The following is a 25,189-nucleotide window of genomic DNA, read 5'->3' on the forward strand; positions in this document are numbered from 1 at the left end:
ATGAGCGATCTCGACACTGTCTTCTATCGTTATCCGCCGCGTGCGTTGGTGGGCGATTACATCAGATCCGGGGTTGGAACGACCTTCGGTTTGCTGATCGTCGCAAGCAATCCGAATAGCCCCTGGGTCCTTGGCATCTTCGGGATCCTCACGGCGGCCTTCGCGGTCTTCGGTCTCCGTACCCTGCGCCAACAGATGACCCAGGTCGCGGTGACTCCGGAGGCCGTCTTCGTCAAGCACATCGGAACCCGCGAGCTGCCTTGGCAGGCCCTGCAGCAAGTCAAGCTGCGCTTCTATGGCACGCGTCGACAGGCGCGCGGGGAAAGGGTCTCGGGTGGCGGTTTCCTGGAGCTGACCTTGCGGGGCAACGGCAAGAAGCTGAAGTTCGATTCCAATCTTATGGGCTTCAAGGACGTCGCCTGGCACGCGGCGCGTGCGGCGCGGGAGAACAACCTCTCCCTGGACCCGACCACCGCCGGCAACCTTCTGGACATCGGCGTGGATGCCGACAGCGAAACGCCGCGGCCGCGGCCGCTGGATGCGCTTCAGCTGTGAGCTCCGCTCCGCCCCTTCTCGAAGTTCGCGATCTCCGGATCGCCTTCGACCTGCCGGAGGGACGGCTCGAGGCAGTCCGAGGCGCCAGCTTTACAGTCCCGGCCGGGGGTACGGTGGCCCTGGTCGGGGAGTCCGGCTCCGGCAAGTCGGTCATCAGCCAGGCGATCATGGGCATCCTGCCGAAGCCGGCCGTGATCGCCGGCGGTCAGATCCTCTTCACCGATCCCGCCGACGGCGAAACCCGCGACATCGCGGCCCTTCCGCCCAGCGGCCCGCGGATGCGGACTCTGCGCGGCGGACGCATCTCGATCATCTTTCAGGAACCCATGACCTCGCTGTCGCCGGTCCATACCGTCGGCGATCAGATCGGCGAGGCCCTGACGCTTCACCGCAGCGTCGGCACGGCGGCGGCGCGCGAAGCCGTCGTCGAAACGCTGCGGCTGGTCGGTTTCCCCGATCCTCAGCGCGCCCTTAAGACCTACCCCTTCGAACTCTCGGGCGGCCTGCGCCAACGTGCCATGATCGCCATGGCCCTGGTCTGCCGCCCCGCTCTGCTGATCGCCGACGAGCCGACCACGGCGCTCGATGTCACGGTACAGGCTCAGATTCTCAAGCTGATCGGCGACCTGCAGACCGAGCTTGGCATGGCCATGCTGATGATCACCCACGATCTGGGCGTCGTCGCCAACGTCGCCGAACAGGTAGTGGTGATGTACCGCGGCCAGGTCATGGAGTCCGGTCATCTCGAAGACATCTTCCGCGACCCGCGCCATCCCTATCTGCGGGCCCTGCTGAAGGCCGTCCCCCGCTTCGACATGGCACCGGACGAACGGCTGACGCCGCTCCGTGAAATAGAGCACAACGGTCACGCCATGCTGCTCGCGGCCAAGGCGCCCTGGCCGGACCGCGACGAGACGTGCCCGGCGGATCTGGACGTACCGCTTCTGAGCATCGAAGGCGTGACCAAGACCTTCACGATCCGCAAGGGCGGCTTCCTGGGTCAGTGGGGTCAGCAGGCCGCGACCCAGGTAAAGGCGCTCGACGACGTCGGCTTCACGGTTAGGCGCGGCGAGTGTCTGGGCCTGGTTGGCGAGAGCGGCTGCGGCAAGACCACCCTGTCGAAGATTGTCATGCGCGCGCTCGACCCCGATGCCGGTTCGGTGCGGTTCGACGACCGGGGCCAGTTGCTGGACGTGCTGGCGCTCGAGGGTGAGGCCCTGACCCAGTTTCGGCGACGCATTCAGTTCGTCTTTCAGGATCCCTTCTCCTCGTTGAACCCGCGCATGACGGTCTTCGAGATTCTGAGCGAGCCGCTTCAGATCCACGGGCTCGGCGACCCATCGTGGCGCGCCGACTACGTCAAGGAACTGATGCGCGTTGTCGGCCTCGACGTGCGCCATCTGCGCCGCTACCCGCACTCCTTTTCCGGCGGGCAGCGCCAGCGCATCGGCATCGCCCGGGCTCTCGCCCTGATGCCCGATCTGCTGATCTGCGACGAGCCGGTCAGTGCGCTCGACGTCTCGATTCAGGCGCAGATTCTCAATCTCTTGAAAGATCTGCGCGACGAGCTTGGACTGACCTACCTCTTCATCAGCCACAACCTCGCCGTCGTCGACTACATCGCTGACCGCATCGCCGTGATGTGCCAAGGACAACTGGTCGAGCTGGCGCCCAAGGCAACGCTGTTCAAAAACCCTCTTCATCCCTATACCCGCGCGCTGGTCTCGGCGGTGCCCGAGCCGAACCCCGACAGGCCGCTCGATCTGGCCGCGCTGATGGATGGAAAGGCCAGCATCCCGGAAGCCTGGCCGGAACCCTTCGCGCCGCGTGCAGATCAGCCGCTGAAGATGATCGACCTGGGCGAGGGTCACTATCTGCGCGCTTGGCCGGACAGTTTCTCGACGTCAGGACCCTGCGGCGCCCTGGCGCAGCGGGAGCCGCCGCCAAGCATCCGCCGCAGGGAAAGCCGCTGATGCTGCCCTACGTCGCCCGCCGGATTTTCATGATGATTCCGACCCTGCTGATCATCTCGGCCGTGGTCTTCTTCATCATCCAACTGCCCCCCGGCGACTATCTGGAGACCTATATCGCCGAACTGCAGGCCCAAGGCGAGGCTGTCGATCAGAGCCGGATTGCCTTCCTGCGCGAACAGTACGGCCTCGATCAGCCTGTCTGGCTGCAGTATCTGACGTGGGTCTGGGGTATCCTGCAGGGCGATCTCGGCTTCTCCTTCGAGTACCAGCTCCCGGTCTCGGAAGTGATCGGCGACCGCTTCCTGCTGACCGCGATCATCGCCGTGGCAACGGTGCTCTTCACCTACCTGGTCGCCTTTCCGATCGGCATCTACTCGGCGGTCCGCCAGTACTCGACCGGCGACTACGTCTTCACGCTCATCGGCTATCTCGGTCTGGCAACGCCCAACTTCCTGTTGGCGCTGGTGATGCTCTACTTCGCCAACGTCTGGTTCGGCACCTCGATCGGCGGCCTGATGGACCCGGATCTGGAAGACGCGCCCTGGAGTTTCGAGAAAATCGGGTCGGTCCTGGAGCACATCTGGATCCCCATGATCGTGATCGGTACCGCCGGCACCGCCGCGCTGATCCGGCGCCTGCGGGCCAACCTGCTCGACGAACTGCACAAGCAGTATGTGGTGACCGCCAGGGCCAAGGGTCTGTCCGAGGGCAAGCTGGTCTTCAAGTATCCCTTGCGTCTTGCACTCAATCCCTTCATCGCCGACGTCGGCAACCTGCTGCCGCAGATCATCTCCGGCGCCGTTCTGGTCTCGGTGGTGCTCGGCCTGCCGACCAACGGCCCGCTGCTGCTACGGGCCTTGCAGAGCCAGGACATGTATCTGGCGGGCGCCTTCCTGATGTTCGAAGCCACGCTCGTCGTGATCGGGGTCATGCTCTCGGACCTGGCGCTGGCCGCGCTCGACCCGCGCATCCGCTTCACCGGAGGCCGGCGCAGATGACGGATATCCGGCACGACCGTGGGGAGCACTACGTCAATCCGGACCCCTTCGAGCCAGGGACCGAGACGCCGTTGACGGCCGAGCAGGAGCGCTACTATCAGGCGGGCCAGTGGACGATCATCTGGTGGAAGTTCAAACGCCACCGTCTGGCCTTGGCCTCCGGGTTTCTGTTGCTCGCCTTCTACCTGATCGTGCTCTTCGCCGAGTTCGTCGCGCCCTACAATCTGCACAGCCGCGACACGCAGCATATCTACGCACCGCCACAAGCTCTGCATCTCTTCCACCAAGGCGACTTCGTGGGGCCCTTCGTCTACGGTTTCGACTACCGCCTCAACATGCAGAACCTTCAACGGGAGTACCTGCCGAACCCCGAGAAAGTTCAGCCGCTGCGCTTTTTCTGTACCGGCGAGTCCTACGAGTTCTGGGGTTTGTTTGAAGCCGACCTCCACCTCGTCTGCGCCGCCGAGGGCGGAACCCTCTTCCTCTTCGGAACCGACCGCTTGGGCCGCGATCTCTTCAGCCGCATCGTCTATGGAGCCCGCATCTCCATGACCATCGGACTGATCGGCGTCGCCCTCAGCTTCGTACTCGGTCTGCTGTTCGGCGGCCTGGCCGGTTACTACGGCGGGCTTGTGGATGAAGCGGTACAGCGCGCAATCGAGATCCTGCGATCCTTTCCGACCATCCCGCTGTTCATGACGCTTTCGGCGATTCTGCCAGTGACTTGGTCGCCGATTCTCGTTTTCTTTGGGATTTCAATCATTCTGGCGTTGCTTGAATGGCCCGATCTGGCGCGCGCCGTGCGCTCCAAGTTGCTGTCGCTGCGCGAGGAGGACTTCGCCACGGCCGCCCAACTCATGGGAGCCAGTCCGGCCAGGATCATCGGCCGCCATCTCCTGCCGAGCTTCACCAGTCATCTCATCGCTTCGGCAAGTCTCGCCATCCCGACCATGATCCTGGCCGAGACGGCGCTGTCGTTTCTGGGCCTCGGTTTGCGCCCGCCGGTCACCTCCTGGGGCGTCCTGCTGACGGAGGCGCAGAACATCAATGTCGTGGCGCTCTATCCCTGGCTGATGCTGCCGGTGGTACCGGTCATCCTGGTCGTGCTGGCCTTCAATTTCCTGGGCGACGGGCTGCGCGATGCCGCCGATCCCTACAAGTAGGCCGAAGCTAGAGGGGAATTCCACGCAACCAGACCATCAGGACCAAGGATCCCGAGCCGCCCAGAGCGCCGAGCAGGATGTTGCGACGCGCGGCGAAGAAAACGGCGAGCGCGATGAGCGCCGCCAGCACCCGGTCCAGCGTGGCCGTCTCCGCCAGCAAGCCGAAGGGCAGCACGATCATGCGGGCGATCAGAGCGGCGAGCAGCGCATAAGCGACGCAGGATACCCAGACGAACAGGGGTGAATCGGTGTCGAGCCGTCCCGACAGCGCCACCCCCAACCCGCGCCATGCGTAGGTCACCGCCGCACCGACGAGCAGTACTCCGAACGGCAGCCAGAAATCCGAAGCGAAAGCCGGCAAGGTCACGGCGCCGCCTTGGGCGACGATCGGTGGCCTCGGCCGAGCAGGAAGGCCATGGTACCGGCGACAATCCCGGCTAAGAGCAAGCCATAGTCGGGATCCAGCAAGTGGAAGGCCGGACCGGCCATGGCGCCCAGCACCAAGGCGTAAAGCCGCAGACGGGTTGGCACATCGCCGGCGAAGATCAGCATGAAGTACAGCGGATTGAGAAAGACCAGACCGAGCGACACTAAAGGCGGAACGGATCCGGCCAACCAGAATCCCAGACCGGTGGCCGCGAAGGTCGTCGTCCAGAGAGTCGTGCTGAAGCCGAGAAAGTAGGGCAAGCGCTCGACCCGCGACTGACTCGGGCAGGCCTTGAGCGCCGCTGCCCAGCCGGTCACGGCGATCCAATGGGCCGCGAGGTAGTAGAGCCAGTTCGGCCAACGCGGCGAGCGCAGCATTGGCATCAGCGCGACCGTCATCGGAAGCAGTCGCGCGTTGGTCAGCGCCACGGCCGCGACGATGGCCAGCAGCGGCGCACCTGCGGCATAGAGTTCGATTAGTATGATCTGGCCTGGCAGAGCCCAACCGGTCGCCGTCGAAAAGAGACCGTGGACGACCTCCAGGCCGCTGCTTCGCACCAAGGCGCCGAAGCCGAGATAGCTGGCGAAAAGCACCAGGGACGGCGCACCGAGGGCATCGCGCAAACCGCGGCGATAGGCCGCCGACGGCCGCGCGGACAGCGGTTGCGCCGCCGCATCGGAAAAGGAGGGTGTGTCGGGCATGTCGAAAGCAGACTAGCCCCCGACTCGGCCGCGAAGAACCATCGCCTCGGAAAGGCAGCCTTGCGCGGCCGGCTCAACCGACGGCGAAACGGCCGCTCATGCGCCCTGTCTCGCCGGAAGGATTGTTCCGGGGCGCGAAGGCCGCCTGATCACGAGTCTCATGCCAGTGGGCCAGAGCCCATTCCACGGAGGGGAAGGCAAGTTCGTCCCATGGAATGTCGCTCCAGGCGAAGAGGCCGACCTCCTGGCTCTCCGGTCCCGCCGAAACTGCGCGATCGAGCAGGCGTGCACGGTAGATCAACTGAACCTGACTGATGCGCTCGATGGCGTAGATGGCCAGGAGCTGGTCGATTTCCAGCTTGGCCCGAGCCTCCTCCCAGGCCTCGCGGGCGGCACCGAGGGCGGGCGATTCATTGAGTTCCAGATACCCGGCCGGGAGCGTCCAGAAGCCGGGCCGCGGCGCGATTGCACGACGGCAGAGCAGGATTCGCTCCTCGTCCGGACCGGCAATCGTCGCCACAGCCCCGACGACGATCTTCGGATTTTCGTAGTCGACGAAGCCGCAATCGGCACAGATCGAGCGTTCCCGGTCGTCCCCTTCGGGCACGGAGCGGGCGAACTTAGGGCTAGCGGGCTTCGGAGTTGCTGACTTCGGTCTGTCGGACGGGGGCTGGGTCATGACGCTCAAAGATGGCGCCAGCGGCGGTCAAGGGCAAGCGCGCGACGCAGAGGCCGGGCTTGAAAGGCTCACGTCGAAGAGGAGGGAAGTTTCGCTACCGAAACGATCTCTGCAGATCACACGGACTGCGGTTGGGATGCGCCACCGATGCCGACAGGCCTTCGCAGCTCGATCGTTCGAGGAGCGTAACGCTAGGCGCGAATGTCGAGGTAAGAGCCGCGCGGCTTGCTCTCGCCGGATTCGGCGCTTGCGCGCGCCGCGGATTCCGCAGCTTCGATACCCTCGGCGCTGATCGTCTGGGACACGGAGGCGGCGGCCTCGGCTACCGCACCGGTCCCCGGCATCGGAGAAGCATCGGCGCGGGGAAGGCCCTGCAACGCCTGAAAAAAATCTACGCCGAGACGGACTTGACCAGTATCGATCTGCATTGCGTCAGACTATCCGCTGCCCTCTTAAAAAAGAGTAAAGGCGTCAATTCAATTTGACATTTATTTATTGTAATTGCAGTTCGACCTGAAACTTCGATAATTCTTCTACAGGTAGTATCGTCCGAAACACCGTCTCTTCCGGAATTCGCGACTTGCACTCCCCAGAGCCGCCGGAGACATAGCCAAGGCAAGACCGTCTGCCTCGACCGAAGAAGGGTTTGTTAAGTCGCTGATTTGTCGGGCGAGAGAATTCTGTTTTTAAGACAATGTTTACGGCGTCGGTCCAACTTCGAATAGATGGGATCTCTTGATCTGCCACGTCGCAACGGTCCGAAGCCACTTCACTAACCTGGCAGGTTCGGGCACCCGAGACGCCTTCGAGGGGCAACGTCGTCATGGATGTTCATCACGAGCTCGACCAACTGCTCGGCCTGGCGCGAGACAAATCCGCCGAGGGGCGTCGGTTACTGCTCGACACCGTCACGGACCTTTTTTCTGAAGAAGGGCGCGTGCTCAATGACCGCGAGCACGCCTTGATGACCGATATCCTCAGCAAGCTTCTGCAGGACGTGGAGATGCGGGTCCGCCGCGAGTTGAGCGAGCGCTTGGCCCGGCGCAAAGACGCACCGTTGGAAATCGTCAAACTTCTCGCCAACGACGAGATAGAGGTCGCACGGCCAGTCCTGGTGACTTCCTCGATTCTGCGCGACATCGACCTGGTGGAGATCGTCCAACACCGGACCCAGCAGCACCAGCTCTCCATTGCCATGCGGCGCGAGGTCAGCGAGTTCGTATCCGAGGCTTTGGTGGAATCCGGCAATGCGGACGTCATCAAGGCTCTGCTGGACAATCCGAGCGCCCGAATCTCGGAAGCCACGCTGGAGTACCTGGTCGAAGAGAGCCGACGTGTCGACTCCTACCAGGAACCGCTGGTGCGCCGCTCCGACTTGTCGCCGCAGCTCGCGCGACGCATGTGCCTCTGGGTCGGTGCGGCCCTGCGCAGCTACATTCTGGACAACTACGACATCGACCCCACCGAGCTTGATGACCTGCTCGAGGATGTAGCCGTGGTGAGCGTCGACGTTCTGCCGCAGCCTCCCTCCCTAGCTGAACAGCAGGACGACGCGGCCAGCCGGCTCGCCAATCGACTGGCGGAGGCAAAACGGCTGACGCCGGATATGCTGGTTCAAACGCTTCGGCAAGGCGAGATCCCACTCTTCGAGGCCATGTTCGCCCAGATGACCGGGTTGCGCCGCCGTTTGATGGGGCGGTTGATCTACGAACCCGGAGGCGAGGGTCTCGTGATCGCCTGTCGTGCCCTGCAGATCGATAAGCCGGCTTTCACATCCATCTTCCTGCTCAGCCGAAAGGGCCGTCCTGGCGATCAAATCGTCGACCCGCGCGAACTCTCGCGCGTGATCTCGCTCTTCGACCGGGTCAAACCGGAGGCGGCGATGCAGGTTTTGCGCCGCTGGCAGCGTAATCCCGAATACCTCTATGCGGTTAGGCGGGTTGAAGAAAGCCGGCTGAAACAGGCAGCTCTTTAAACCCACACGCGAACCTGATCCTGTCCATGGCCGATCCCTTCGATCATTACTTACCCGCTGACCCGGCACCGCCCCGGGAGCCGATCGGTGGCAGCGGAAAAGCCGGTGACAACCAGACCGTTCAAAGCAGCGCCCCATCCGATCCGGTTCACGAGCGGGGCGAGTTGCTTCTGCTCGGTTTGCAGCGCCAGTGCGAGGAAGCGGAAGCCAGCTTCCTGACAGACCCCGACGGCCGTCTGCTTTACAGCAATGTTTCCATGCGAGCCTTGTTACCCCTGCTCGATCATGCGGAGCCTGGGCTACTCGACCGACTGATTGCCGAGGCTTTGGCTCTTGCGAACGATAGCTTGCAACCCGAAGTTCAGGTTACCGGTTGGCGCAGTCTGCCGCGCCTGAGACATCGGCTGAGCCTGCCGACCGGCGAAGAACTTCTGCTGGTCGATCTCTCGCTTTTCCAGGATCCTGACGGTAACGCAAAACTATTGTCAGGGCGCCTTTCGCGATGCCCGGCCGAAACAACGGGCTCGCAAAGCGAAAACATCCGCGAGCGCTTCGAAGACATTGTCCGCCTTGTCACCGACTGGGTGTGGGAAACCGATCGAGACTTGCGCCTGACCTACGTCAGCCAAAGGGTCAACGAGACTCTCGGCCAACATCCGCGGCTCCTCATTGGGCGCAGCCTCCTGGACCTGGGACAATCGCCGAAGCTGTCCGAATTGCTAACGGCGCAGTGGCGGCGGCCTTTTCGCGATGTCGAGGTCGAGATTACCGATCGCGACGCCAGATCCCGTCTGTTCCGGCTTTCGGCCGTGCCGTTCTACGACCCCGACCACGGCAGCTTCGCCGGCTATCGAGGAACCGCGCACGACCTGACCCTCGAGCGGTTGCGAGAGCACGCGATCCTGCAAGCCAAAGAGGCCGCCGAATCTTCCAATCGAGCTAAGTCGGAGTTCCTGGCGGCGATCAGTCATGAACTCCGGACCCCGCTGAACGCGGTCATCGGGTTTTCCGAGATTATGATGACTGAGGCCTTCGGGCCGATCGGCACGCCCGTCTATGCCGAGTACGCTCAGGATATACATCAAAGCGCCGCACATCTTCTGGAGCTGATCAACGATATCCTGGATATCTCGAAGATCGAAGCCGGCAAACTGAGTCTCGACGAAGAAGAAACCGACCTGGAGGCCCTGATACGCTCGACGGCCCGCCTAGTCGATGCGCGCGCCGCAGAGAACGGGGTCGCACTCGAACTGGCCGTTGCAGAGGGTCTGCCGGAAGTGACTCTGGATGCACGGGCGGTCAAGCAGGTGCTGCTCAACCTGCTCAGCAATTCGGTCAAGTTTACCGAACGCGGGGGCCAGATCAGCCTCAAAGCTACGATCGCGGCGAGTGGCGACTTCCTGCTGCAGGTCCGCGACAGCGGAATCGGCATGAACCAGGACGACATCGAAGTCGCACTCTCTCCATTCGGCCAGGTCGACAGCTCGCTCTCACGCAAGTTTCAGGGGACGGGACTCGGTCTGCCGCTCAGCAAGGGGCTGGTCGAGCTTCACGGCGGCGAACTGGAGGTCGAGAGCCGGAAGCCTGGAGGCACCTGCGTGACGGTGCGCCTGCCGGCCTGGCGCGTTGTCTCCGAGCCAGAGTCCGTCCACGCCTGATCTCTGCCTCGCAGCGCGCTTGTCCCGGGACCTGGTGCCGCTATGATCCGCGCGCACCATACGGGAACCAGTGATGCCGGACACCAGGATCAACACTCTCGGCCAGCCGATCGGCTGGAGCGTTCCGGATTGGACCCCGCCCGCGCGACCGGCGCGCAAGCCGCTGGAAGGCACCCGGGTTCGGCTTGAGCCGCTCGCAGAGAGCCATGCCGCCGATCTTTTCGCTGCCAACGCGGCCGACCGCCAGGGCCAGCTCTGGACCTATCTGGCCTACGGGCCTTTCGAGACTCAGGACAGCTATCGCGCCTGGGTCCGTAAGATGGCGGAGAGCGACGACCCGCAATTCTTCGCCATCCTCGACCGCAGCAGCGGCATGGCGTTGGGCGTCGCGTCCTACCTGCGCATCGACCCCGCCAACGGCTGCATCGAAGTCGGCCATATCTGCTTCTCCCCGTCACTGGCGGGCGGCGTTCTGGCGACCGAGGCCATGGCCGTCATGATGCGCTACGCCTTCGCCCTCGGCTACCGGCGCTACGAATGGAAGTGCGACGCTCTCAACGCCCCATCCCGCCGGGCCGCGCGCCGTCTGGGCCTCGGGTTCGAGGGCGTATTCAAGAGTGCGACCCTCTACAAGGGTCGCAACCGCGACACCGCCTGGTATGCCATCACCGACAGGCTCTGGCCTCGGCTCGACAGCCTGTTCGAGCGCTGGCTCGATCCCGCCAACTTCGATGCCGATGGGCGACAGCAGGTCTCTCTCAGCGACCTGACCCGCCCTGTCTACGAGGCGGGCTGCACAGTCACCGAGGCTGGCTGGTGAGCAGGCGCAGAGCGCTCGCGCTGCCGCGAATCATCGGGCACCGCGGAGCAGCCGGGCGCGCGCCGGAAAACACCCTCGGCGGCTTGCGCAAGGCGGCCGAACTGGGCGCGACCTGGGTCGAGGTCGACGTCATGCTGACGGCCGACGACGTTCCGATTCTGCACCACGACTACAACTTTGCCCGGACCTGCGGGCATCCGGCTGAGGTGGCCACGCTTTCCTCGACGGCGGTCGCGCAGCTGGACGCCGGAGCCTGGTTTCCCGCCGGATCCGAGGCTCGGCAGTGGATCGGCGAGGTCGTTCCGACACTGGAACAAGCGGTCGTGGCGCTCAGCGAACTGAGGCTCAACCTCAATCTCGAGCTCAAGCCGACACCGGGCCGGGCTGCCGAGACCGCCGAGGTGACGCTCGACCTGCTGACCCGCATCTGGCCGTCGGGGCGACCGTCGCCGCTGATCTCCTCCTTCTCCGGCGCCTGCCTGGAGGTCGCTCGCGACCTGACGCCAGAGCTGCCGCGCGGGCGCTTGTGGGAGGAGTTACCGACGGACTGGCAAGCGGAAGCCGATGCATTGGGCTGTGCCTCGATCCATCTCTGGTGCGAAAGGCTGACTCATGCGCAAGCGCTTGCCGTCAAGGCCGCCGGTTACCGCCTGGCGGTCTTCACGGTCAACGAACGGGAAGACGCCGCGCGTTTTCTGGAGTGGGGCGTCGACAGCCTTTTCACCGATCTGCCGGATGCGATCCTACCGGCAGGTCATTCTGCAGCCGCTTGGGACGGGGCATAGGTCTCGGGCTTGAGATCGACAATGTCGGCCTGCGGCCCGCAAACCCGGCAGACCGGATCGCGTTTGACGCGAACCTCGCGAAAACTGGCTTCCAAGGCATCGTAGAGCAGCAGACGACCGGCCATGGAGCGGCCGATGCCCAAGAGTTCCTTGACGGCCTCCGTCGCTTGCAAGGCGCCCAAGGTGCCGGGCAAAGCGCCTAGCACGCCCACGTCGGCACAGGACATCTTGGGGTCGCGCGGCGGCTGATCGCCGAACAGGCAGCGATAGCAGGGCAACTCCTCCCCCACATGAGGTTTGAAGGTGGAAAGCTGACCGTCGAAACGCATGATCGCTGCGGAAACCAGAGTCCTGCCGGCCAGAACGCAGGCATCGTTGACCAGATAGCGGGTCGCGAAGTTATCGCTGCCATCCGCGACCAGGTTGTAGCTCTCGATCAGTTGGAGCGCGGTCTGCGCGGTCAAACGAGCCGGATGGGCCTCGACCGTCACCTCGGGATTGATCCGGCCGATCGCCGCCGCCGCGCTTTCCACCTTGGCCCGGCCGACGTCGCCGGTACCATGGATGACTTGGCGCTGCAGATTGGAGAGATCGACGACATCGTCGTCGATCAGGCCGAGCGTTCCGACGCCGGCCGCCGCCAGATACATCAGAAGCGGCGCGCCCAGTCCCCCGGCGCCGATCACCAGCACCCGCGCGCTGCGGAGCTTCGCCTGTCCGTCCTCACCGATTTCGGGCAGGACCAGATGTCGGGCGTAGCGCTCGATCTCGCTGTCGCTGAAGTCCATGGACCACAAGATAGCGCCAGGTTTGGGGCATTGCATCTCCCGACCTGCGGGCGCTTGCTGCGGACGCAGGTCCCGGGTCATCCTAGGAGCCATGGCTGGATGCTGTTCCACGACACCCAAGTTCGACGGTCAGAGCCGTGGGTTTCGCCGCGTTTTGATCATCGTCTTGCTGCTCAACGCCGCAATGTTCGTCGTCGAGATGGGCGCAGGCTTGGCCGCCGGCTCCATGGCGCTCAAGGCGGATGCCCTGGATTTCCTCGGCGATTCGGTCACCTATGCCTTGACCCTGGCGGTGATCGGTCAGGCACTCGCCTGGCGGGCGCGAGCGGCGATCTTCAAGGGTTTGAGCCTCGGCGCGCTCGGCCTCTGGGTCCTGGGCGCTACGGTCTGGCGCGTCTTCGTCGAGGGCAATCCCGAACCGCTGGTGATGGGAAGCGTCGGTCTCCTGGCTTGCGCCGTAAACGTCGCGGCAGCGCTGCTGTTGCTGCGCTATCGGGACGGCGACTCCAACGTACGCTCGGTCTGGCTGTGCAGCCGTAACGATGCCATCGGCAACCTTGCCGTCATCCTGGCCGCCGTCGGCGTGGCGTTGAGCGGCAGCCAGTGGCCCGACCTGGCGGTGGCCGCGCTCCTGGCCGGACTGTTTCTCCAGTCGTCGGCGCGTATCCTCAGCCAGGCGAGCGAGGAGTTACGCAGCTTGCGGACGCTACCTCAGCCCGGCGAATAGCGCCCTCTGTCCCAGCCGCGGGCCACCGCGCCGGAACCGGGGAAAGTCCTTACCGATTCGGACGTTTGTGCTATAGTGACGCCCCGTTCGAGAGGGGGCCGAGGCTTTTCGAGTCTCAGGCTGTCGGACGGGGCGGGGCGGCAAGCCCGGGAGGGGTTCGGTGCGGACCCGGCCGGATGCCGATTTCTCCCGACACTTCAATCATCTATTTGCCTTTCTAAGGTTTCACGCGAGCCATGAAGCTGACCATCGAACGTGCGGCCCTGCAGCGGTCGCTCGCCCACGTCCAGAGTGTCGTCGAGCGGCGCAACACCATTCCGATTCTCTCCAACGTTCTGCTCGACGCCAATGAAGGTCGCCTGAGCCTGACCGCCACGGATATGGACCTGACCATCGTCGAAGAGGTGGCCTGTTCCGTGGGGAAGCCCGGTGCGACCACGGCACCTGCCCATACGCTCTACGATATCATCCGCAAATTGCCGGAAGGCGCCGAAGTGGAACTGACCACCACGGGCGAATCCGGGCAAATGACCCTGCGATCCGGCCGTTCGCACTTCACACTGGCGACCCTCCCGCGCGAGGACTTTCCCACCAGCGGGCCGTCGGACCTGCCGCGCGCCTTCGAACTGCAAGCCGCGGAACTGAAGACGCTGATCGAGCGTTCGCGCTTCGCCATCTCCACCGAGGAGACGCGTTACTACCTCAACGGCATCTATCTTCACGCCGCCGAGACCGAGGCGGTCGAGGTGCTGCGCGCCGTGGCCACCGACGGCCACCGCCTGGCGCGGGTCGAGATGCCGCTCCCGAGCGGTGCCACGGGCATGCCCGGCGTGATCGTGCCGCGCAAAACGGTTGGCGAGGTCTACAAGCTGATCGAGGAAAGCGATGAGCCGGTCAAGGTGTCCTTGTCGGAGACCAAGATCTGCTTCGCCTTCGACGCGACGGTCTTGACCAGCAAGCTGATCGACGGAACCTTCCCGGACTACGAGCGCGTGATTCCCTCGAATACCGACAAGACCATGGAGGTGGACTGCCGCAGCTTCAGCCAGGCGGTCGACCGCGTTTCGACCATCTCCACGGAAAAGAGCCGTGCGGTGAAACTGGCTCTGTCTGACGGAACCGTCACTCTTTCGGTCACCAGCCCCGAGAACGGCAGCGCCGAGGAAGACGTGGCGATCTCCTATGGCGGTCCGCCCCTCGAAATCGGCTTCAACTCGCGCTATCTCCTGGATATCGCAGGTCAGATCGAAGGCGATGGAGCCGTTTTTCAGCTCTCCGACGCGGCATCGCCGACGATCGTGCGCGACGCCGCCGACAGTACCGCACTGTATGTCTTGATGCCGATGCGGGTGTGAGCTTGGGTGCGGCGCCCTCCCTGGCGCTCCACACGGCCACCTGCATGCGAGAGGACGTGACCGCCACGCTGCCAGTCGATGCTACCGCAGGCCCCAGCCGCACACTCTGGCTGTCCCGCCTCAGCCTCAGCGGCTTCCGCAACTTCCGCGACATCGAATTGGCGCTGGAGCCGGGTCCGCTGCTGCTCACGGGACCGAACGGCGCGGGAAAAACCAATCTTCTGGAGGCCGTCTCGCTCTTGAGTCCCGGCCGCGGTCTGCGCGCGGCGCGTTTGGCCGATCTGGATCGCCGGGGCGCCAGCAACTTCGGTCCGCATTCCGGATCGACAGGCTGGGCCGTGGCCGCAACGGTCCAAACGCCCGAGGGCCCGCGCGATGTCGGCACCGGACGCGATCCCAGGGTCAAGCCGGTTCAGGGTGGCGACGGTGGACGACTCCAAGGCGGGCGCGAACGCAGAACCGTCAAACTGGACGGCGCCTTCGTTACCAGCCAGCAGGCCCTTGGCGAAGTGGTGCGCTGCGTCTGGCTGACCCCCCAGATGGATCGCTTGTTCGAGGAGGGGCCCAGCGCGCGCCGGCGCTTCCTGGACCGGCTGGTCTATGGCTTCGATCCGGCGCATTCCGGTCGCATCGCGGCTTACGAAACGGCGCTGCGCGAGCGTTCGCGCATCTTGAAGGACGGCCTGCGCGATCCGGCCTGGTTGACGGCGCTGGAAGCAACCTTGGCAGAGAAGGCGGTAGCGATCGCAGCCGCCCGCCGCGAGACCGTGGCACGGCTGGCAAGTGCGCTTTCCGAGGCGGACGGTCCGTTTCCACGCGCCGACCTCGGCCTGGCGGGCGACGCAGAAGCCTGGCTCGACGACCTGGCCGCCGTGGAGGTGGAGGAGCGCTTGGCGGCCCGCCTTGCCGCGGACCGCACCCAGGATGCCGAGACGGGCGGCGCGAGGGTCGGCGCCCATCGCACCGATCTGGCGGTCGCACACGGCCGCAGCGGCATGCCGGCCGCCCACTGCTCCAGCGGCGAGCAGAAGGCGCTGCTGATCTCCGTGGTGCTGGCCCATGCCCGGCTGGTGCGCCTGGCCGCAGGGTGCGGCCCGCTGCTGCTGCTGGACGAGGTGGCCGCCCATCTGGACGCAGCCCACCGCTCCGCGCTGTTCGAGCGGTTGCTGGAACTGGGCTTGCAGGCCTGGATCACCGGCAGCGAGCCGGAACCTTTCGAAGGCCTGCTGCCGCATGCGCAGCAGGTTACACTTCACGATGGACTGGCGCTTCCGGATCGACAGGCGTTCAGGTGAAACCGCCTGAACAGACAAGAGTTAAACAGTTTTAAGGCGTTAAACGCCGTCCAACAGTTCGTTTCGTTCCCGTAAGGACTAGAAAGTATGGCTGACGAGACCCCCACGCCGGACCAGAACGGAGGCGATCCCGCCGCCTACGGCGCCGAATCCATCAAGGTGCTGCGCGGCCTGGAAGCGGTCCGCAAGCGCCCTGGCATGTACATCGGCGACACCGACGACGGTACCGGTCTGCACCACATGGTCTACGAGGCCGTGGACAATGCGATCGACGAGGCCCTGGCCGGCCACTGCGACCTCGTCGAGGTGCAGTTGAACGGCGACGGCAGCGTCATGGTGCGTGACAACGGGCGCGGCATCCCGACCGAGATTCACAAGGAGGAAGGGGTTTCGGCCGCCGAGGTGATCATGACCCGCCTGCACGCCGGCGGAAAGTTCGACCAGAACTCCTACAAGGTCTCCGGCGGTCTTCATGGCGTGGGCGTTTCGGTGGTCAATGCGCTGAGCGAATGGCTGGAGCTGAGGATCTGGCGCAACGGAAGCGAGCATTTGATCCGCTTTTGCCACGGCGAAGCCGAAGCGCCGCTGGAGCGTGTCGGACCGGCGCCCGAGAGATCGGGCACCGAGGTCACCTTCCTGCCGAGCACCAAGACCTTCACCATGGTCGAGTTCGACCAGGCGACCCTCGAGCATCGCTTGCGCGAGCTGGCCTTTCTGAACTCCGGCGTGTACATCCGCCTGACCGATGCACGCCATCCGGAACCCAAGGTCGTGAACCTGCATTACGAGGGCGGTGTCGAGGCCTTCGTGCGCTATCTCGACAGAGCCAAGACGCCGTTGATCGATCCGCCGGTGGTGATCGCCGCCGAGCGCGACGGGATCGTGGTGGAAGCGGCATTGCAGTGGACCGACGCCTTCCACGAGGCCACGCTCTGCTTCACCAACAACATCCCCCAGCGCGATGGCGGCACCCACCTGGCCGGCTTCCGCGCAGCTCTGACCCGACAGGTGAACGCCTATGCCACCGGCACCGGCCTGGCGAAGAAGGAGAAGGTATCCCTGGCCGGCGAAGATTGCCGGGAAGGCCTGACCTGCGTTCTCTCGGTCAAGGTGCCGGACCCCAAGTTCTCAAGCCAGACCAAGGATAAGCTGGTTTCCAGCGAGGTCCGCCCGGTGGTCGAGACCGTCATCAGCGAGAAGCTGGAGCAGTACTTCGAGGAACATCCCGCCGAAGCGCGGCGGATCGTGTCCAAGGTGGTCGAGGCCGCCGCTGCCCGCGAGGCGGCCCGCAAGGCCCGCGAACTGACACGTCGCAAGTCGGCGCTCGACGTGGCCTCGCTGCCCGGCAAACTGGCGGACTGTCAGGAGCGCGACCCGGCCTTGTCGGAGCTCTTCATCGTCGAGGGCGATTCGGCCGGCGGTTCGGCCAAGCAGGGCCGCGACCGGCGCTTCCAGGCGATCCTGCCCCTGCGCGGCAAGATCCTCAACGTCGAGCGCGCGCGCTTCGACAAGATGCTGTCGAGCCAGGAAATCGGCACGCTGATTACGGCACTCGGCACCGGAATCGGCCCCGACGAGTTCGACCTCGGCAAGCTGCGCTACCACAAGATCGTCATCATGACCGATGCCGACGTCGACGGCAGCCATATCCGGACCCTGCTGCTGACCTTCTTCTTCCGGCAGATGCGCCCACTGATCGAGGCCGGCAACCTCTATATCGCCCAGCCGCCGCTCTACAAGGTCAAGCGCAAGTCCTCCGAACGCTACCTGAAGGGCGATCACGACCTGGAGGACTTCCTGATCACCGAAGGCACCGAAGGCGTGCTCTTCACCGATCACAGCGGCAGCCAGCGCAGCACAGCGGATTTGCAGGCGCTCGTGCGCAAGGCCGTGGACGCTCGCCATCTGATGGCCCCCTTGGCACGCAAGGCCGGTGCACTGGAGATGGTCGAGCAGGCCGCGATCGCCGGCGCCCTCAACGCCCAGATTCTCTCCGAACCGGAACAGGCCGCCGAGGTTGCCGCCTATCTCGCACGGCGGCTCAACGCCCTGCATGCAGGCCAGGATTGGGATCCGGACTGGACAGGCGGCGTCGGCGAAGACGGCGGCCTGGTTTTCTCACGCGTCCTGCGTGGCGTTACTCAGCACCGTCAGATCGACGCCACCATGCTGAGGTCGGCGGAAGCGCGCCGGCTCGACAGCATGGCGGCGGACCTCCAGGAAACCTATACCAAGGCCGGGACACTGGTCTCTTCGGATGGTGAGGAAGCCCTGGTGCACGGTCCGAGCGATCTGGCCGACACGGTCATGCGCTGGGGTCGCAAAGGCGTCTCCGTCGCCCGGTACAAGGGACTCGGCGAGATGAACCCGGATCAGCTCTGGCAGACCACCTTGGACCGCGAAGCCCGGACCCTGCTGAAGGTGCGCGTCGCCCAGGCGGAGGCGGCGGACGGCCTGTTCGATACGCTGATGGGCGATGTGGTCGAGCCACGCCGCGAGTTTATCCAGGAAAATGCCTTGGAGGTTTCGAACCTGGACGTTTAGGCGCATGACCCTGGAACTCCAGATCCTCGCGCTGGCCGGCTTGCTGTGGGCCGGGCAACTGCTTTGTCTTTCCGTAGCCGCGAACCTGAAACTCGATCCGCGCTGGCTCATGGGACCCCGGGACGAGCCGCGGCGCATCGACGGCGTGACCGGGCGGCTCCAGCGCGCCCTGAGCAACATGACCGAGAGCCTGCTGCTCTTCGCCGTCGCGGTAACGGTCCTGGAGCTCGGCAACAGATCCGGCGAGGCTCTTACGGAAGGCTGCGCCCTCGCCTACCTGATCGCACGGCTGGCCTATGTGCCCGCCTATGCCCTCGGACTCAGTCCCTGGCGCTCGGCAATCTGGTTCGTCGGCTTTCTGGCGACGCTCTTCATGCTGATCTTCGGCCTGTTCGGCTGAAACTGCCTCGGATTTAGGCGCCGGAGACTACCTGCTCGATCTGTCTGGTAGCGTCAGATCTCGCGTCCGAGGTCACGCAGGATGCCCTCGATGGCCGCCCAGCTTTCGCGGATCGCTGCATCGTTCTCCGAACTGCTATCTTCCAACATGTAGGCTCGAAGGCTCTTGTGGAAGGACCGCAGGTTTCGCTCAATGGCGACGCGGTTGCGCCGCAGTTCGTCTTCTTGAAATAGAAGGCGGACGATCAGATCGACCGTCATATGCGGGTCCTTGATCGACCCAACGATCCCGAAGGAGGCACTGACGAGGGCGAAGCGCTGCGTCGCCGTCTGCTGCAAGGCGTACAGCGCCTCCAAGTCGAGGGACTGCTGCTGCTGTTCCTTTTCCTGCGTCAGAGACGCGAGAAAAGCAGGGTCCGCACAGCCGTTAGCCTCTTTGACGCGCTCGTTGTAGTCGAACTCCAGACGCATCAGGTCCGTTTCAGCCTGCTTGACCGCGTCATAGGCGACATCGAGCTCCGCCTTGGCTTCCTCGATCAAGTGGTGGCGGCGCATTAGAGCAGCCCGACCTGCGCGAACTTTGATTCGATGATGTCGGCATCGAAGGGTTTCATGATGTATTCGTTGGCGCCCGCCTCGATCCCCTTGGCGATGTGCGTCATGTCGTTCTCGGTCGTGCAGAACACGACCGCCGGTTCGCCTCCGCCAGGCAGCGCGCGCAGCGCCACTAGGAACTCGAGGCCGTTCATCACCGGCATGTTCCAGTCGAGCAGAACGGCGTCCGGGAACTGGGCTTTGCAGTAGTCGAGCGCCTGCTGGCCATCCGCGGCTTCTTCGACTTGAAAATCGAATCCCTCCAGGATCCGGCGGGCGACCATCCGCACCACCTTGGAGTCGTCGACAACCAGACAAGTCTTCATTCGGTCCCTCCATCACACGATGAGAAAGTCTATTACTAAGTCGGTTAAGGATCTCATAGCAGCGCCGGCCTGACAGCTATTTCGACTGTTGCTGGTGCAGCTCGTCTTCTTATGGCGCAGCTTCTGTCTAATCCGGGTTGTCTGGCGGCGAAGGCGATCACGCTCCAGTCGACAAGGGTCAGCCTGGGAATCGCTGATCGTGTGCCCCACGGGTGACTGGACTGATCGCGAGGCGCCCGCGGTGTGCACTTTCCGATTGACTTAACCGAGATATCTTGCGAATTCTCATATTCGAGATTTTCTCTCATTTTCGGAATATCCCTGTTGACCACCACACTGACCACGAGGTTGGCCGATCGTCTCAGACGTCTCCGTCAAGATCGCGGCTGGTCTCTCGATCGCCTCGCGGAGCAAAGCGGAGTCAGCCGCGCAACGCTCTCTCGCCTCGAAAACGCCGAGGTCAGTCCAACGGCAGACATTCTGGGCAAGCTCTGTACGACCTATCGACTTACGCCGTCACGGCTGCTGTCGATGGTCGAGGAAAGCTTCAGTCCGGTCGTCCGGAGGGATAAGCAGATGGCTTGGTGTGACGAGAAGACCGGGTTCGTGCGGCGCGCAGTCTCTCCGCCAGGCAGCGGACTGGCGGCGGAAGTCCTCGAGTGCGAACTGAAAGCCGACACCTGTCTTGCCTACGATCTACCACCCGTTCCGGGGCTGGAGCATCATCTCGTTCTGCTGGAGGGCGATCTGGAGGTCTCGGTCGAAGGGCAGCGCCACAATCTGACTGCTGGAGACTGCCTTAGGTATCAGCTCTTCGGATCGACGGAGTTTCGTACAGGCAAACAAACGTTCGCCAGGTACATCCTGGTCCTGATTTGACGGCGGCATGATGGAAATCGAAATCAAACGACTCGATGCCGAGGCGCTGGTCGCAAATCTCGACGACCTGGCGGAAATTCTCCAGGCATCGGTCGCTGCCGGTGCCAGCGTCAACTTCGTTCTTCCCTACTCTCTCGACGACAGCCGGACCTTCTGGCGCGAGAGAGTCTTGCCGTCAGTGAAACGTGGAACGCGCACTCTTTTGGTCGCGCGGCTCGGCGACAAGGTTGCCGGCACAGTTCAATTGGATCTCGAGATGCCGCCGAACCAGGCGCACCGCTGCGAGGTGTCGAAACTGCTCGTACATCCGGATTTCCGGAACCGCGGGATCGCGAAACGGCTCATGGTCGCTCTCGAGTCCGAGGCGCGGCGTCTCGGCAAGGCCTTGGTCACCCTGGATACCAGAACGGGCGACAATGCGGAGCCGCTTTATCGGGGCTTGGGATATCTGACCGCAGGGGTCATCCCCGGCTTTGCCCGCGCGCCGGAAGAAGAGCGCTACGACGCCACGACCTATATGTACAAATCCCTCTAAGACACCGAGAATTTTTGGTTTCTTCTGCCACTCTCGGCACCTCCGGACATCGCAGCATCGACGCGACGGATCGCGCGAACAGCCTCGAAACGGTTCTAGCCGGCCGCCTTGACCGCCGCCACTTCGGCCTCGATCTGCTTGGCCAAACCATCCTCCAGACCCAGACGACCTGACAGCATCTGCAGATAGCCGCGCTCGGCCGGGCTGTCGACCTCGATCGCCAGCACCGAGGCCGCATAGACCTCGGCAGCGACTTCCGGGCGGTCGACGCCCCGAACCAGCGCCTCGAGATCCAGCGGCTTGCCCAGTTCGTCGAACAGGAAGGCGCGCTCCTCCGCATCCAAACCGGCGTCGCCCAGGCGCTCGAAAATGCGGCGCTGCTCGTCCGAATCGATCTGTCCATCGGCCTTTGCGGCGGAAATCATCGCCCGCAGCAGCAACAGCGAAAGATCGTTCTGTTGCGGATCCGGCGCCGGCAACTTCGGCACCGGCTGAGCCATGGTTCCGCTTCGGGTGTAGGCGGTCGGCGGCAGATAGCCGCTGTCGGCCGGCGGCGGGGTCAACGCATCCTCGGCGTTTGCCTGTTGCGGGCGGCCGGAGGCATCCCGGTTGTTGTAGTGCTTCCAGGCGGCATAGGCGACGCCACCGACCACAGCCAGGCCGCCCATCTGCACCGCACGCTTGCCGAGCTTCTTGCCACCCTTGCCGGTCAGTACGTTGCCGAGCACCGTGCCGGCCAGACCGCCCGCCAAGCTGCCTCCGAAGGCGCCTTTCGCGGCCGCCTTGCCCTCCTGGCCGCCCAGCAGACTGCCGAGCACCTTGTTTGCGTCGAACATCCCGTTATCCCTTTGAACCCTATGGCCAAGCCGATATCGCGACCGCGCGACAACGACGCTTGCGGCCGGTCTTCGAACGCGCTCTAGCCGTGCTGCGCCAGGCCCCGCTTTTCGAAGTAGCGCTGATGATAATCTTCGGCCGGCCAGAAGGGCCCGCCCGGCGTGATTTCCGTCGCCACATCTCGGCCACGCTCGATCAAGGCCTGCTTTTTCGCGCGCGCGATCTCGGCCTGGTCATCGTTCAAGGGAAAGAGTCCCGAACGATACTGAGTGCCGATATCCGGACCCTGGCGGTTGATCTGGGTCGGGTCGTGCAGCTCGAAGAAGATGTCGACCAGCTCTCCGTAGCCGATCTTCGCCGGATCGTAGGTCACTTCGACCGCCTCGGCGTGACCGGTCTGTCCGCCGCAGACCTGCTCGTAGCTGGGGCTTTCGGTGATACCGCCAGTATAGCCGCTGATCGCCTCCGTGACGCCTGGCAGGCGGCGAAAGGCCGCCTCGATTCCCCAGAAACAGCCGGCCGCGAAGATCGCTTTTTCCATCGTCGACGCCTTTCCTATCGCAGAAAACTTTCCTCCCACATTTAGGAACCGCGGGCCCTCCGCTCCAGTCCCCCAGTCGGACTTGAGGCACCTCAATGCGAGAAAACCGGTATCCCTGCAACCTCCAAGGATCATGCTCGCGGCAGGCCATAGCAACGGATGCCGCGACCGCGGAAAGCGGTGAGCAGCAAAGGAGCGAACCGTATGTATGATGTTCCGATGCAGCCCGGCGGCCTTGCCGAGGCGGATCGCAGGAACCAGATCGCGGCAGGTTTGGCGGACAGCCCGAAGGCGGGCCCCTGGGCGGGTTTCCAGCCGGGCCGATGGCAGCGCCAGATCGATTTGCGCGATTTCATCCAGTGCAACCTGCGGCCATACGACGGTGAAATCGATTTCCTCGCCGGACCCACCGCACGCACGGAGGCGCTCTGGGAACGAGTGGCCGACCTTCTCGCCGCCGAGCGCGAAGCCGGCGTCCTCGCCGTATCCGCCGATATCGGGTCGTCGATCCTGGCCCATGCACCGGGCTATATCGACCGTGACGCGGAGTTGGTCGTCGGCCTGCAAACCGATGCTCCGTTGAAGCGCGCAATCCTTCCGGCCGGCGGCCTGCGCCTCGTCGAGAAAGCGCTCGAGGCCTATGGTTTCGAGTTGGACCCGGCAATCCGCGAGGTCTTCCAGCGCTATCGCAAGGACCACAACACGGCGGTCTTCGACGCCTATACCGACGAGATCCTCGCCTGTCGGAGCAATGGTATCATCACCGGTCTGCCGGACGCCTACGGTCGCGGCCGTATCATCGGCGACTACCGGCGGGTACCGCTCTACGGCGTCGCCCGCCTGATCGAGGAGAAGCATCGCGAGAAGGCCGCACTGGCACAGGCCGGCGCATCCGAAGAAACCCTACGCCTGCGCGAGGAGTTGGCCGAGCAGACCCGCGCTCTGGAAGAACTGGTCGAGATGGCGCAGCGCTACGGCTACGATATCTCGCGGCCGGCGACCAGCGCCCGCGAAGCGGTCCAATGGCTCTACTTCGCCTATCTTGCCGCGGTGAAGGAACAGAACGGCGCCGCCATGTCGTTCGGCCGCGTCTCCAGTTTCCTGGACGTCTACTTCGAGCGCGATCTGGCCGCCGGCCTGATCGACGAAGCGCAAGCCCAGGAGTTGATCGACGATTTGACGATCAAGCTGCGGCTGGTCCGCTTCCTGCGTCCGCCGGAGTACAACGCGCTTTTCGCCGGCGACCCGACCTGGGTCACCGAGTGCCTCGGTGGACTGAGCGAGGACGGCCGGCCGTTGGTCACGAAGACCACCTGTCGCTTCCTGCAGAGCCTGCACAATCTCGGCCCCGCGCCGGAGCCGAACCTAACAGTCCTCTGGTCGCCGGACCTGCCGGAGCCCTTCAAACGCTTCTGCGTCGCGACTTCGATCGCGACCTCTTCGATCCAGTACGAGAACGACGAGACGATGCGGGCCGCCTGGGGCGATGACTATGGCATCGCCTGTTGCGTCTCGGCCATGCGGCTCGGGCAGCAGATGCAGTTCTTCGGCGCCCGCGCCAATCTGGCCAAGGCCCTGCTCTATGCTCTCAACGGCGGACGCGACGAGGTGACCGGAGAGCAAGTCGGCCCAGCCGGCAGCGTCTATCCGGGTGCCGTTCTGGACTACGCGGAGGTCAGGACCCGACTTGAAGCGATGCTGGGCTGGCTCGCCCGGGTCTATGCCGAAGCGATGAACACCATCCACATGATGCACGACCGCTACGCCTACGAGCGGCTGGAGATGGCGCTGCACGACCGCGACGTCTTCCGCACCATGGCCTATGGGATCGCCGGGCTCTCGGTGGTGGCCGACAGTCTCTCGGCGATTAAGCATGCAACCGTGCGGCCCAAGCGCGACCCGCAGAGCGGTCTGATCGTCGACTTCGAGATCGAGGGCGACTACCCCGCGTTCGGCAACAACGACGACAGGGTGGACGAGCTCGCCGTCGAGATGCTGCGGAACTTCATGGGCCTTCTGCGCCAACAGCCGACCTACCGCAATGCCGAGCCCACCTGCTCGGTTCTGACCATCACGTCCAACGTGGTCTACGGCACCGCCACCGGCAACACGCCGGACGGCCGCAAGAAGGGCGCACCTTTTGCCCCCGGGGCCAACCCCATGCACGGCCGCGACAGGAAGGGCGCCCTGGCCGCCGCCGCCTCGGTCGCCAAGCTGCCCTATGACGATGCGCAGGACGGAATCAGCTACACCTTCTCGGTCGCCCCCGGTGCGCTCGGCAAGTCTCCCGGGGAGCGCGAGGAAAACCTGATCGCGCTGATCGACGACTACGTCGAGCGCGGCGGCCACCATATCAATGTCAATGTCCTCAACCGCGAGACCCTGCTGGAAGCTATGGAGCATCCGGAGAAGTACCCGCAGCTAACCATTCGGGTCTCCGGCTACGCCGTCAATTTCATCAAGCTGACCCGCGCGCAGCAGGACGACGTGATCAACCGCACCTTCCACGGCGGTCTCTAGAAGAAGCCGGCAAGATCGGCCGTTCGGCCAGCGAGACGTTCGTTCGGCCTTCTTCGGCGCCTCGGCGGCAGTCAGCCGGCGTCCGGATCCAGCGCTTGATCGAATCCGCTTCGTC

The 25,189-nt window shown here is 64.2% G+C and carries 25 protein-coding genes and 1 pseudogene; 17 read left to right on the forward strand and 9 right to left on the reverse strand.

Annotated elements, in window-relative coordinates:
• From DBZ32_RS11605 to DBZ32_RS11620, 4 genes are read left to right on the forward strand one after another with little or no spacing between them, the layout of a single operon-like run.
• Nucleotides 1-555 (forward strand): hypothetical protein, encoded by a 555-nt coding sequence (locus tag DBZ32_RS11605; RefSeq protein ID WP_119167313.1) that lies wholly within the window; start codon nt 1-3, stop codon nt 553-555.
• Nucleotides 552-2,528, forward strand: coding sequence for an ABC transporter ATP-binding protein (locus DBZ32_RS11610; protein ID WP_208539199.1), 1,977 nt, complete (start codon nt 552-554; stop codon nt 2,526-2,528). The genes DBZ32_RS11605 and DBZ32_RS11610 overlap by 4 nt, the downstream gene beginning before the upstream one ends.
• Nucleotides 2,528-3,526, forward strand: coding sequence for an ABC transporter permease (locus DBZ32_RS11615; protein ID WP_119167314.1), 999 nt, complete (start codon nt 2,528-2,530; stop codon nt 3,524-3,526). The genes DBZ32_RS11610 and DBZ32_RS11615 overlap by 1 nt, the downstream gene beginning before the upstream one ends.
• The gene (locus DBZ32_RS11620) at nt 3,523-4,689 is read left to right on the forward strand and encodes an ABC transporter permease (RefSeq protein WP_119167315.1); all 1,167 of its coding nucleotides are present in this window, start codon (nt 3,523-3,525) and stop codon (nt 4,687-4,689) included. The genes DBZ32_RS11615 and DBZ32_RS11620 overlap by 4 nt, the downstream gene beginning before the upstream one ends.
• Nucleotides 4,690-4,696: 7 nt before the next feature.
• Here the strand turns inward: DBZ32_RS11620 and DBZ32_RS11625 are convergent, their stop codons facing one another.
• The 4 genes from DBZ32_RS11625 to DBZ32_RS11640 form a co-directional block, all read right to left on the reverse strand.
• The gene (locus DBZ32_RS11625; protein WP_119167316.1) at nt 4,697-5,056 is read right to left on the reverse strand and encodes an AzlD domain-containing protein; all 360 of its coding nucleotides are present in this window, start codon (nt 5,054-5,056) and stop codon (nt 4,697-4,699) included.
• The gene (locus DBZ32_RS11630; RefSeq protein WP_119167317.1) at nt 5,053-5,817 is read right to left on the reverse strand and encodes an AzlC family ABC transporter permease; all 765 of its coding nucleotides are present in this window, start codon (nt 5,815-5,817) and stop codon (nt 5,053-5,055) included. Before DBZ32_RS11630 ends, DBZ32_RS11625 begins: the two co-directional genes overlap by 4 nt.
• Before the next feature lie 73 nt (nt 5,818-5,890).
• Complete coding sequence (locus tag DBZ32_RS11635) at nt 5,891-6,424, reverse strand: NUDIX hydrolase (protein ID WP_328587485.1); 534 nt, start codon at nt 6,422-6,424, stop codon at nt 5,891-5,893.
• 263 nt (nt 6,425-6,687) lie between these two features.
• Nucleotides 6,688-6,924, reverse strand: coding sequence for a hypothetical protein (locus DBZ32_RS11640; protein ID WP_119167319.1), 237 nt, complete (start codon nt 6,922-6,924; stop codon nt 6,688-6,690).
• A gap of 395 nt (nt 6,925-7,319) precedes the next feature.
• On the opposite strand from DBZ32_RS11640, the gene DBZ32_RS11645 reads away from it, so the two are divergent.
• The 4 genes from DBZ32_RS11645 to DBZ32_RS11660 all read left to right on the forward strand — a co-directional run bounded on the left by DBZ32_RS11645 (nt 7,320) and on the right by DBZ32_RS11660 (nt 11,734).
• The gene (locus DBZ32_RS11645; protein ID WP_119167320.1) at nt 7,320-8,471 is read left to right on the forward strand and encodes a DUF2336 domain-containing protein; all 1,152 of its coding nucleotides are present in this window, start codon (nt 7,320-7,322) and stop codon (nt 8,469-8,471) included.
• Nucleotides 8,472-8,497: 26 nt separating this feature from the next.
• A complete protein-coding gene (locus tag DBZ32_RS11650; RefSeq protein WP_119167321.1) occupies nt 8,498-10,129 on the forward strand; it encodes a PAS domain-containing sensor histidine kinase in 1,632 nt (543 codons plus the stop codon).
• 73 nt (nt 10,130-10,202) lie between these two features.
• On the forward strand, nt 10,203-10,949 hold the full coding sequence (locus DBZ32_RS11655) for a GNAT family N-acetyltransferase (protein WP_119167322.1): 747 nt from the start codon (nt 10,203-10,205) through the stop codon (nt 10,947-10,949).
• Nucleotides 10,946-11,734, forward strand: coding sequence for a glycerophosphodiester phosphodiesterase family protein (locus DBZ32_RS11660; RefSeq protein ID WP_162906731.1), 789 nt, complete (start codon nt 10,946-10,948; stop codon nt 11,732-11,734). Before DBZ32_RS11655 ends, DBZ32_RS11660 begins: the two co-directional genes overlap by 4 nt.
• Here DBZ32_RS11660 and DBZ32_RS11665 read toward each other — a convergent pair.
• Nucleotides 11,704-12,522 (reverse strand): HesA/MoeB/ThiF family protein, encoded by an 819-nt coding sequence (locus tag DBZ32_RS11665; RefSeq protein ID WP_119167324.1) that lies wholly within the window; start codon nt 12,520-12,522, stop codon nt 11,704-11,706. The genes DBZ32_RS11660 and DBZ32_RS11665 overlap by 31 nt on opposite strands.
• Nucleotides 12,523-12,613: 91 nt before the next feature.
• Here DBZ32_RS11665 and DBZ32_RS11670 point away from each other — a divergent pair, with 91 nt between their 5' ends.
• From DBZ32_RS11670 to DBZ32_RS11690, 5 genes are all read left to right on the forward strand, one after another.
• Entirely contained in the window at nt 12,614-13,249 is a 636-nt protein-coding gene (locus tag DBZ32_RS11670; protein WP_119167325.1) for a cation transporter, read from the forward strand.
• Nucleotides 13,250-13,485: 236 nt separating this feature from the next.
• Complete coding sequence (gene dnaN / locus DBZ32_RS11675; protein ID WP_119167326.1) at nt 13,486-14,604, forward strand: DNA polymerase III subunit beta; 1,119 nt, start codon at nt 13,486-13,488, stop codon at nt 14,602-14,604.
• Nucleotides 14,601-15,899 carry a DNA replication/repair protein RecF gene (gene recF, locus DBZ32_RS11680; RefSeq protein WP_235830153.1) on the forward strand — a complete coding sequence of 433 codons (1,299 nt, stop codon included), beginning with the start codon at nt 14,601-14,603 and terminating at the stop codon, nt 15,897-15,899. The genes dnaN and recF overlap by 4 nt, the downstream gene beginning before the upstream one ends.
• Before the next feature lie 87 nt (nt 15,900-15,986).
• Nucleotides 15,987-18,443 carry a DNA topoisomerase (ATP-hydrolyzing) subunit B gene (gene gyrB / locus DBZ32_RS11685; RefSeq protein ID WP_119167327.1) on the forward strand — a complete coding sequence of 819 codons (2,457 nt, stop codon included), beginning with the start codon at nt 15,987-15,989 and terminating at the stop codon, nt 18,441-18,443.
• Between the two features lie 4 nt (nt 18,444-18,447).
• A complete protein-coding gene (locus DBZ32_RS11690) occupies nt 18,448-18,843 on the forward strand; it encodes an MAPEG family protein (protein ID WP_119167328.1) in 396 nt (131 codons plus the stop codon).
• 53 nt (nt 18,844-18,896) lie between these two features.
• Here DBZ32_RS11690 and DBZ32_RS11695 read toward each other — a convergent pair whose 3' ends face one another.
• Both DBZ32_RS11695 and DBZ32_RS11700 read right to left on the reverse strand, forming a co-directional pair.
• Nucleotides 18,897-19,397, reverse strand: coding sequence for a hypothetical protein (locus DBZ32_RS11695; protein WP_119167329.1), 501 nt, complete (start codon nt 19,395-19,397; stop codon nt 18,897-18,899).
• Nucleotides 19,397-19,762: a response regulator gene (locus DBZ32_RS11700; RefSeq protein WP_119167330.1), complete on the reverse strand. Its 366-nt coding sequence runs from the start codon at nt 19,760-19,762 to the stop codon at nt 19,397-19,399. The genes DBZ32_RS11695 and DBZ32_RS11700 overlap by 1 nt, the downstream gene beginning before the upstream one ends.
• Nucleotides 19,763-20,005: 243 nt before the next feature.
• Between DBZ32_RS11700 and DBZ32_RS22730 the strand changes: the two are divergent.
• The 3 genes and pseudogenes from DBZ32_RS22730 to DBZ32_RS11710 all read left to right on the forward strand — a co-directional run.
• Nucleotides 20,006-20,290, forward strand: a pseudogene (locus tag DBZ32_RS22730) (helix-turn-helix domain-containing protein); the annotation flags it as partial.
• Between the two features lie 48 nt (nt 20,291-20,338).
• Nucleotides 20,339-20,641: a cupin domain-containing protein gene (locus tag DBZ32_RS22735; RefSeq protein ID WP_328587492.1), complete on the forward strand. Its 303-nt coding sequence runs from the start codon at nt 20,339-20,341 to the stop codon at nt 20,639-20,641.
• 7 nt (nt 20,642-20,648) lie between these two features.
• Entirely contained in the window at nt 20,649-21,176 is a 528-nt protein-coding gene (locus DBZ32_RS11710) for a GNAT family N-acetyltransferase (protein ID WP_208539200.1), read from the forward strand.
• A 95-nt stretch (nt 21,177-21,271) separates the two neighbouring features.
• On the opposite strand, the gene DBZ32_RS11715 is transcribed toward DBZ32_RS11710, so the two are convergent.
• A complete protein-coding gene (locus DBZ32_RS11715; RefSeq protein ID WP_119167332.1) occupies nt 21,272-22,012 on the reverse strand; it encodes a tellurite resistance TerB family protein in 741 nt (246 codons plus the stop codon).
• A gap of 83 nt (nt 22,013-22,095) precedes the next feature.
• On the reverse strand, nt 22,096-22,554 hold the full coding sequence (gene msrA / locus DBZ32_RS11720; RefSeq protein WP_119167333.1) for a peptide-methionine (S)-S-oxide reductase MsrA: 459 nt from the start codon (nt 22,552-22,554) through the stop codon (nt 22,096-22,098).
• A 204-nt stretch (nt 22,555-22,758) separates the two neighbouring features.
• Between msrA and pflB the strand changes: the two genes are divergently transcribed.
• Nucleotides 22,759-25,074: a formate C-acetyltransferase gene (pflB, locus tag DBZ32_RS11725; protein ID WP_235830154.1), complete on the forward strand. Its 2,316-nt coding sequence runs from the start codon at nt 22,759-22,761 to the stop codon at nt 25,072-25,074.
• Nucleotides 25,075-25,189: the final 115 nt, after the last annotated feature.

Source organism: Algihabitans albus (assembly GCF_003572205.1).
In the GTDB taxonomy this organism is placed as follows: domain Bacteria; phylum Pseudomonadota; class Alphaproteobacteria; order Kiloniellales; family DSM-21159; genus Algihabitans; species Algihabitans albus.

Coding starts and splice junctions, on each gene's coding strand:
- DBZ32_RS11605 (WP_119167313.1), top strand. CDS start 1: ATGAGCGATCTCGACACTGTCTTCTATCGTTATCCGCCGCGTGCGTTG.
- DBZ32_RS11615 (WP_119167314.1), top strand. CDS start 2,528: ATGCTGCCCTACGTCGCCCGCCGGATTTTCATGATGATTCCGACCCTG.
- DBZ32_RS11620 (WP_119167315.1), top strand. CDS start 3,523: ATGACGGATATCCGGCACGACCGTGGGGAGCACTACGTCAATCCGGAC.
- DBZ32_RS11630 (WP_119167317.1), bottom strand. CDS start 5,817: ATGCCCGACACACCCTCCTTTTCCGATGCGGCGGCGCAACCGCTGTCC.
- DBZ32_RS11640 (WP_119167319.1), bottom strand. CDS start 6,924: ATGCAGATCGATACTGGTCAAGTCCGTCTCGGCGTAGATTTTTTTCAG.
- DBZ32_RS11645 (WP_119167320.1), top strand. CDS start 7,320: ATGGATGTTCATCACGAGCTCGACCAACTGCTCGGCCTGGCGCGAGAC.
- DBZ32_RS11650 (WP_119167321.1), top strand. CDS start 8,498: ATGGCCGATCCCTTCGATCATTACTTACCCGCTGACCCGGCACCGCCC.
- DBZ32_RS11655 (WP_119167322.1), top strand. CDS start 10,203: ATGCCGGACACCAGGATCAACACTCTCGGCCAGCCGATCGGCTGGAGC.
- DBZ32_RS11665 (WP_119167324.1), bottom strand. CDS start 12,522: ATGGACTTCAGCGACAGCGAGATCGAGCGCTACGCCCGACATCTGGTC.
- DBZ32_RS11670 (WP_119167325.1), top strand. CDS start 12,614: ATGGCTGGATGCTGTTCCACGACACCCAAGTTCGACGGTCAGAGCCGT.
- dnaN (WP_119167326.1), top strand. CDS start 13,486: ATGAAGCTGACCATCGAACGTGCGGCCCTGCAGCGGTCGCTCGCCCAC.
- gyrB (WP_119167327.1), top strand. CDS start 15,987: ATGGCTGACGAGACCCCCACGCCGGACCAGAACGGAGGCGATCCCGCC.
- DBZ32_RS11690 (WP_119167328.1), top strand. CDS start 18,448: ATGACCCTGGAACTCCAGATCCTCGCGCTGGCCGGCTTGCTGTGGGCC.
- DBZ32_RS11695 (WP_119167329.1), bottom strand. CDS start 19,397: ATGCGCCGCCACCACTTGATCGAGGAAGCCAAGGCGGAGCTCGATGTC.
- DBZ32_RS11700 (WP_119167330.1), bottom strand. CDS start 19,762: ATGAAGACTTGTCTGGTTGTCGACGACTCCAAGGTGGTGCGGATGGTC.
- DBZ32_RS22735 (WP_328587492.1), top strand. CDS start 20,339: ATGGCTTGGTGTGACGAGAAGACCGGGTTCGTGCGGCGCGCAGTCTCT.
- DBZ32_RS11710 (WP_208539200.1), top strand. CDS start 20,649: ATGATGGAAATCGAAATCAAACGACTCGATGCCGAGGCGCTGGTCGCA.
- DBZ32_RS11715 (WP_119167332.1), bottom strand. CDS start 22,012: ATGTTCGACGCAAACAAGGTGCTCGGCAGTCTGCTGGGCGGCCAGGAG.
- msrA (WP_119167333.1), bottom strand. CDS start 22,554: ATGGAAAAAGCGATCTTCGCGGCCGGCTGTTTCTGGGGAATCGAGGCG.
- pflB (WP_235830154.1), top strand. CDS start 22,759: ATGTATGATGTTCCGATGCAGCCCGGCGGCCTTGCCGAGGCGGATCGC.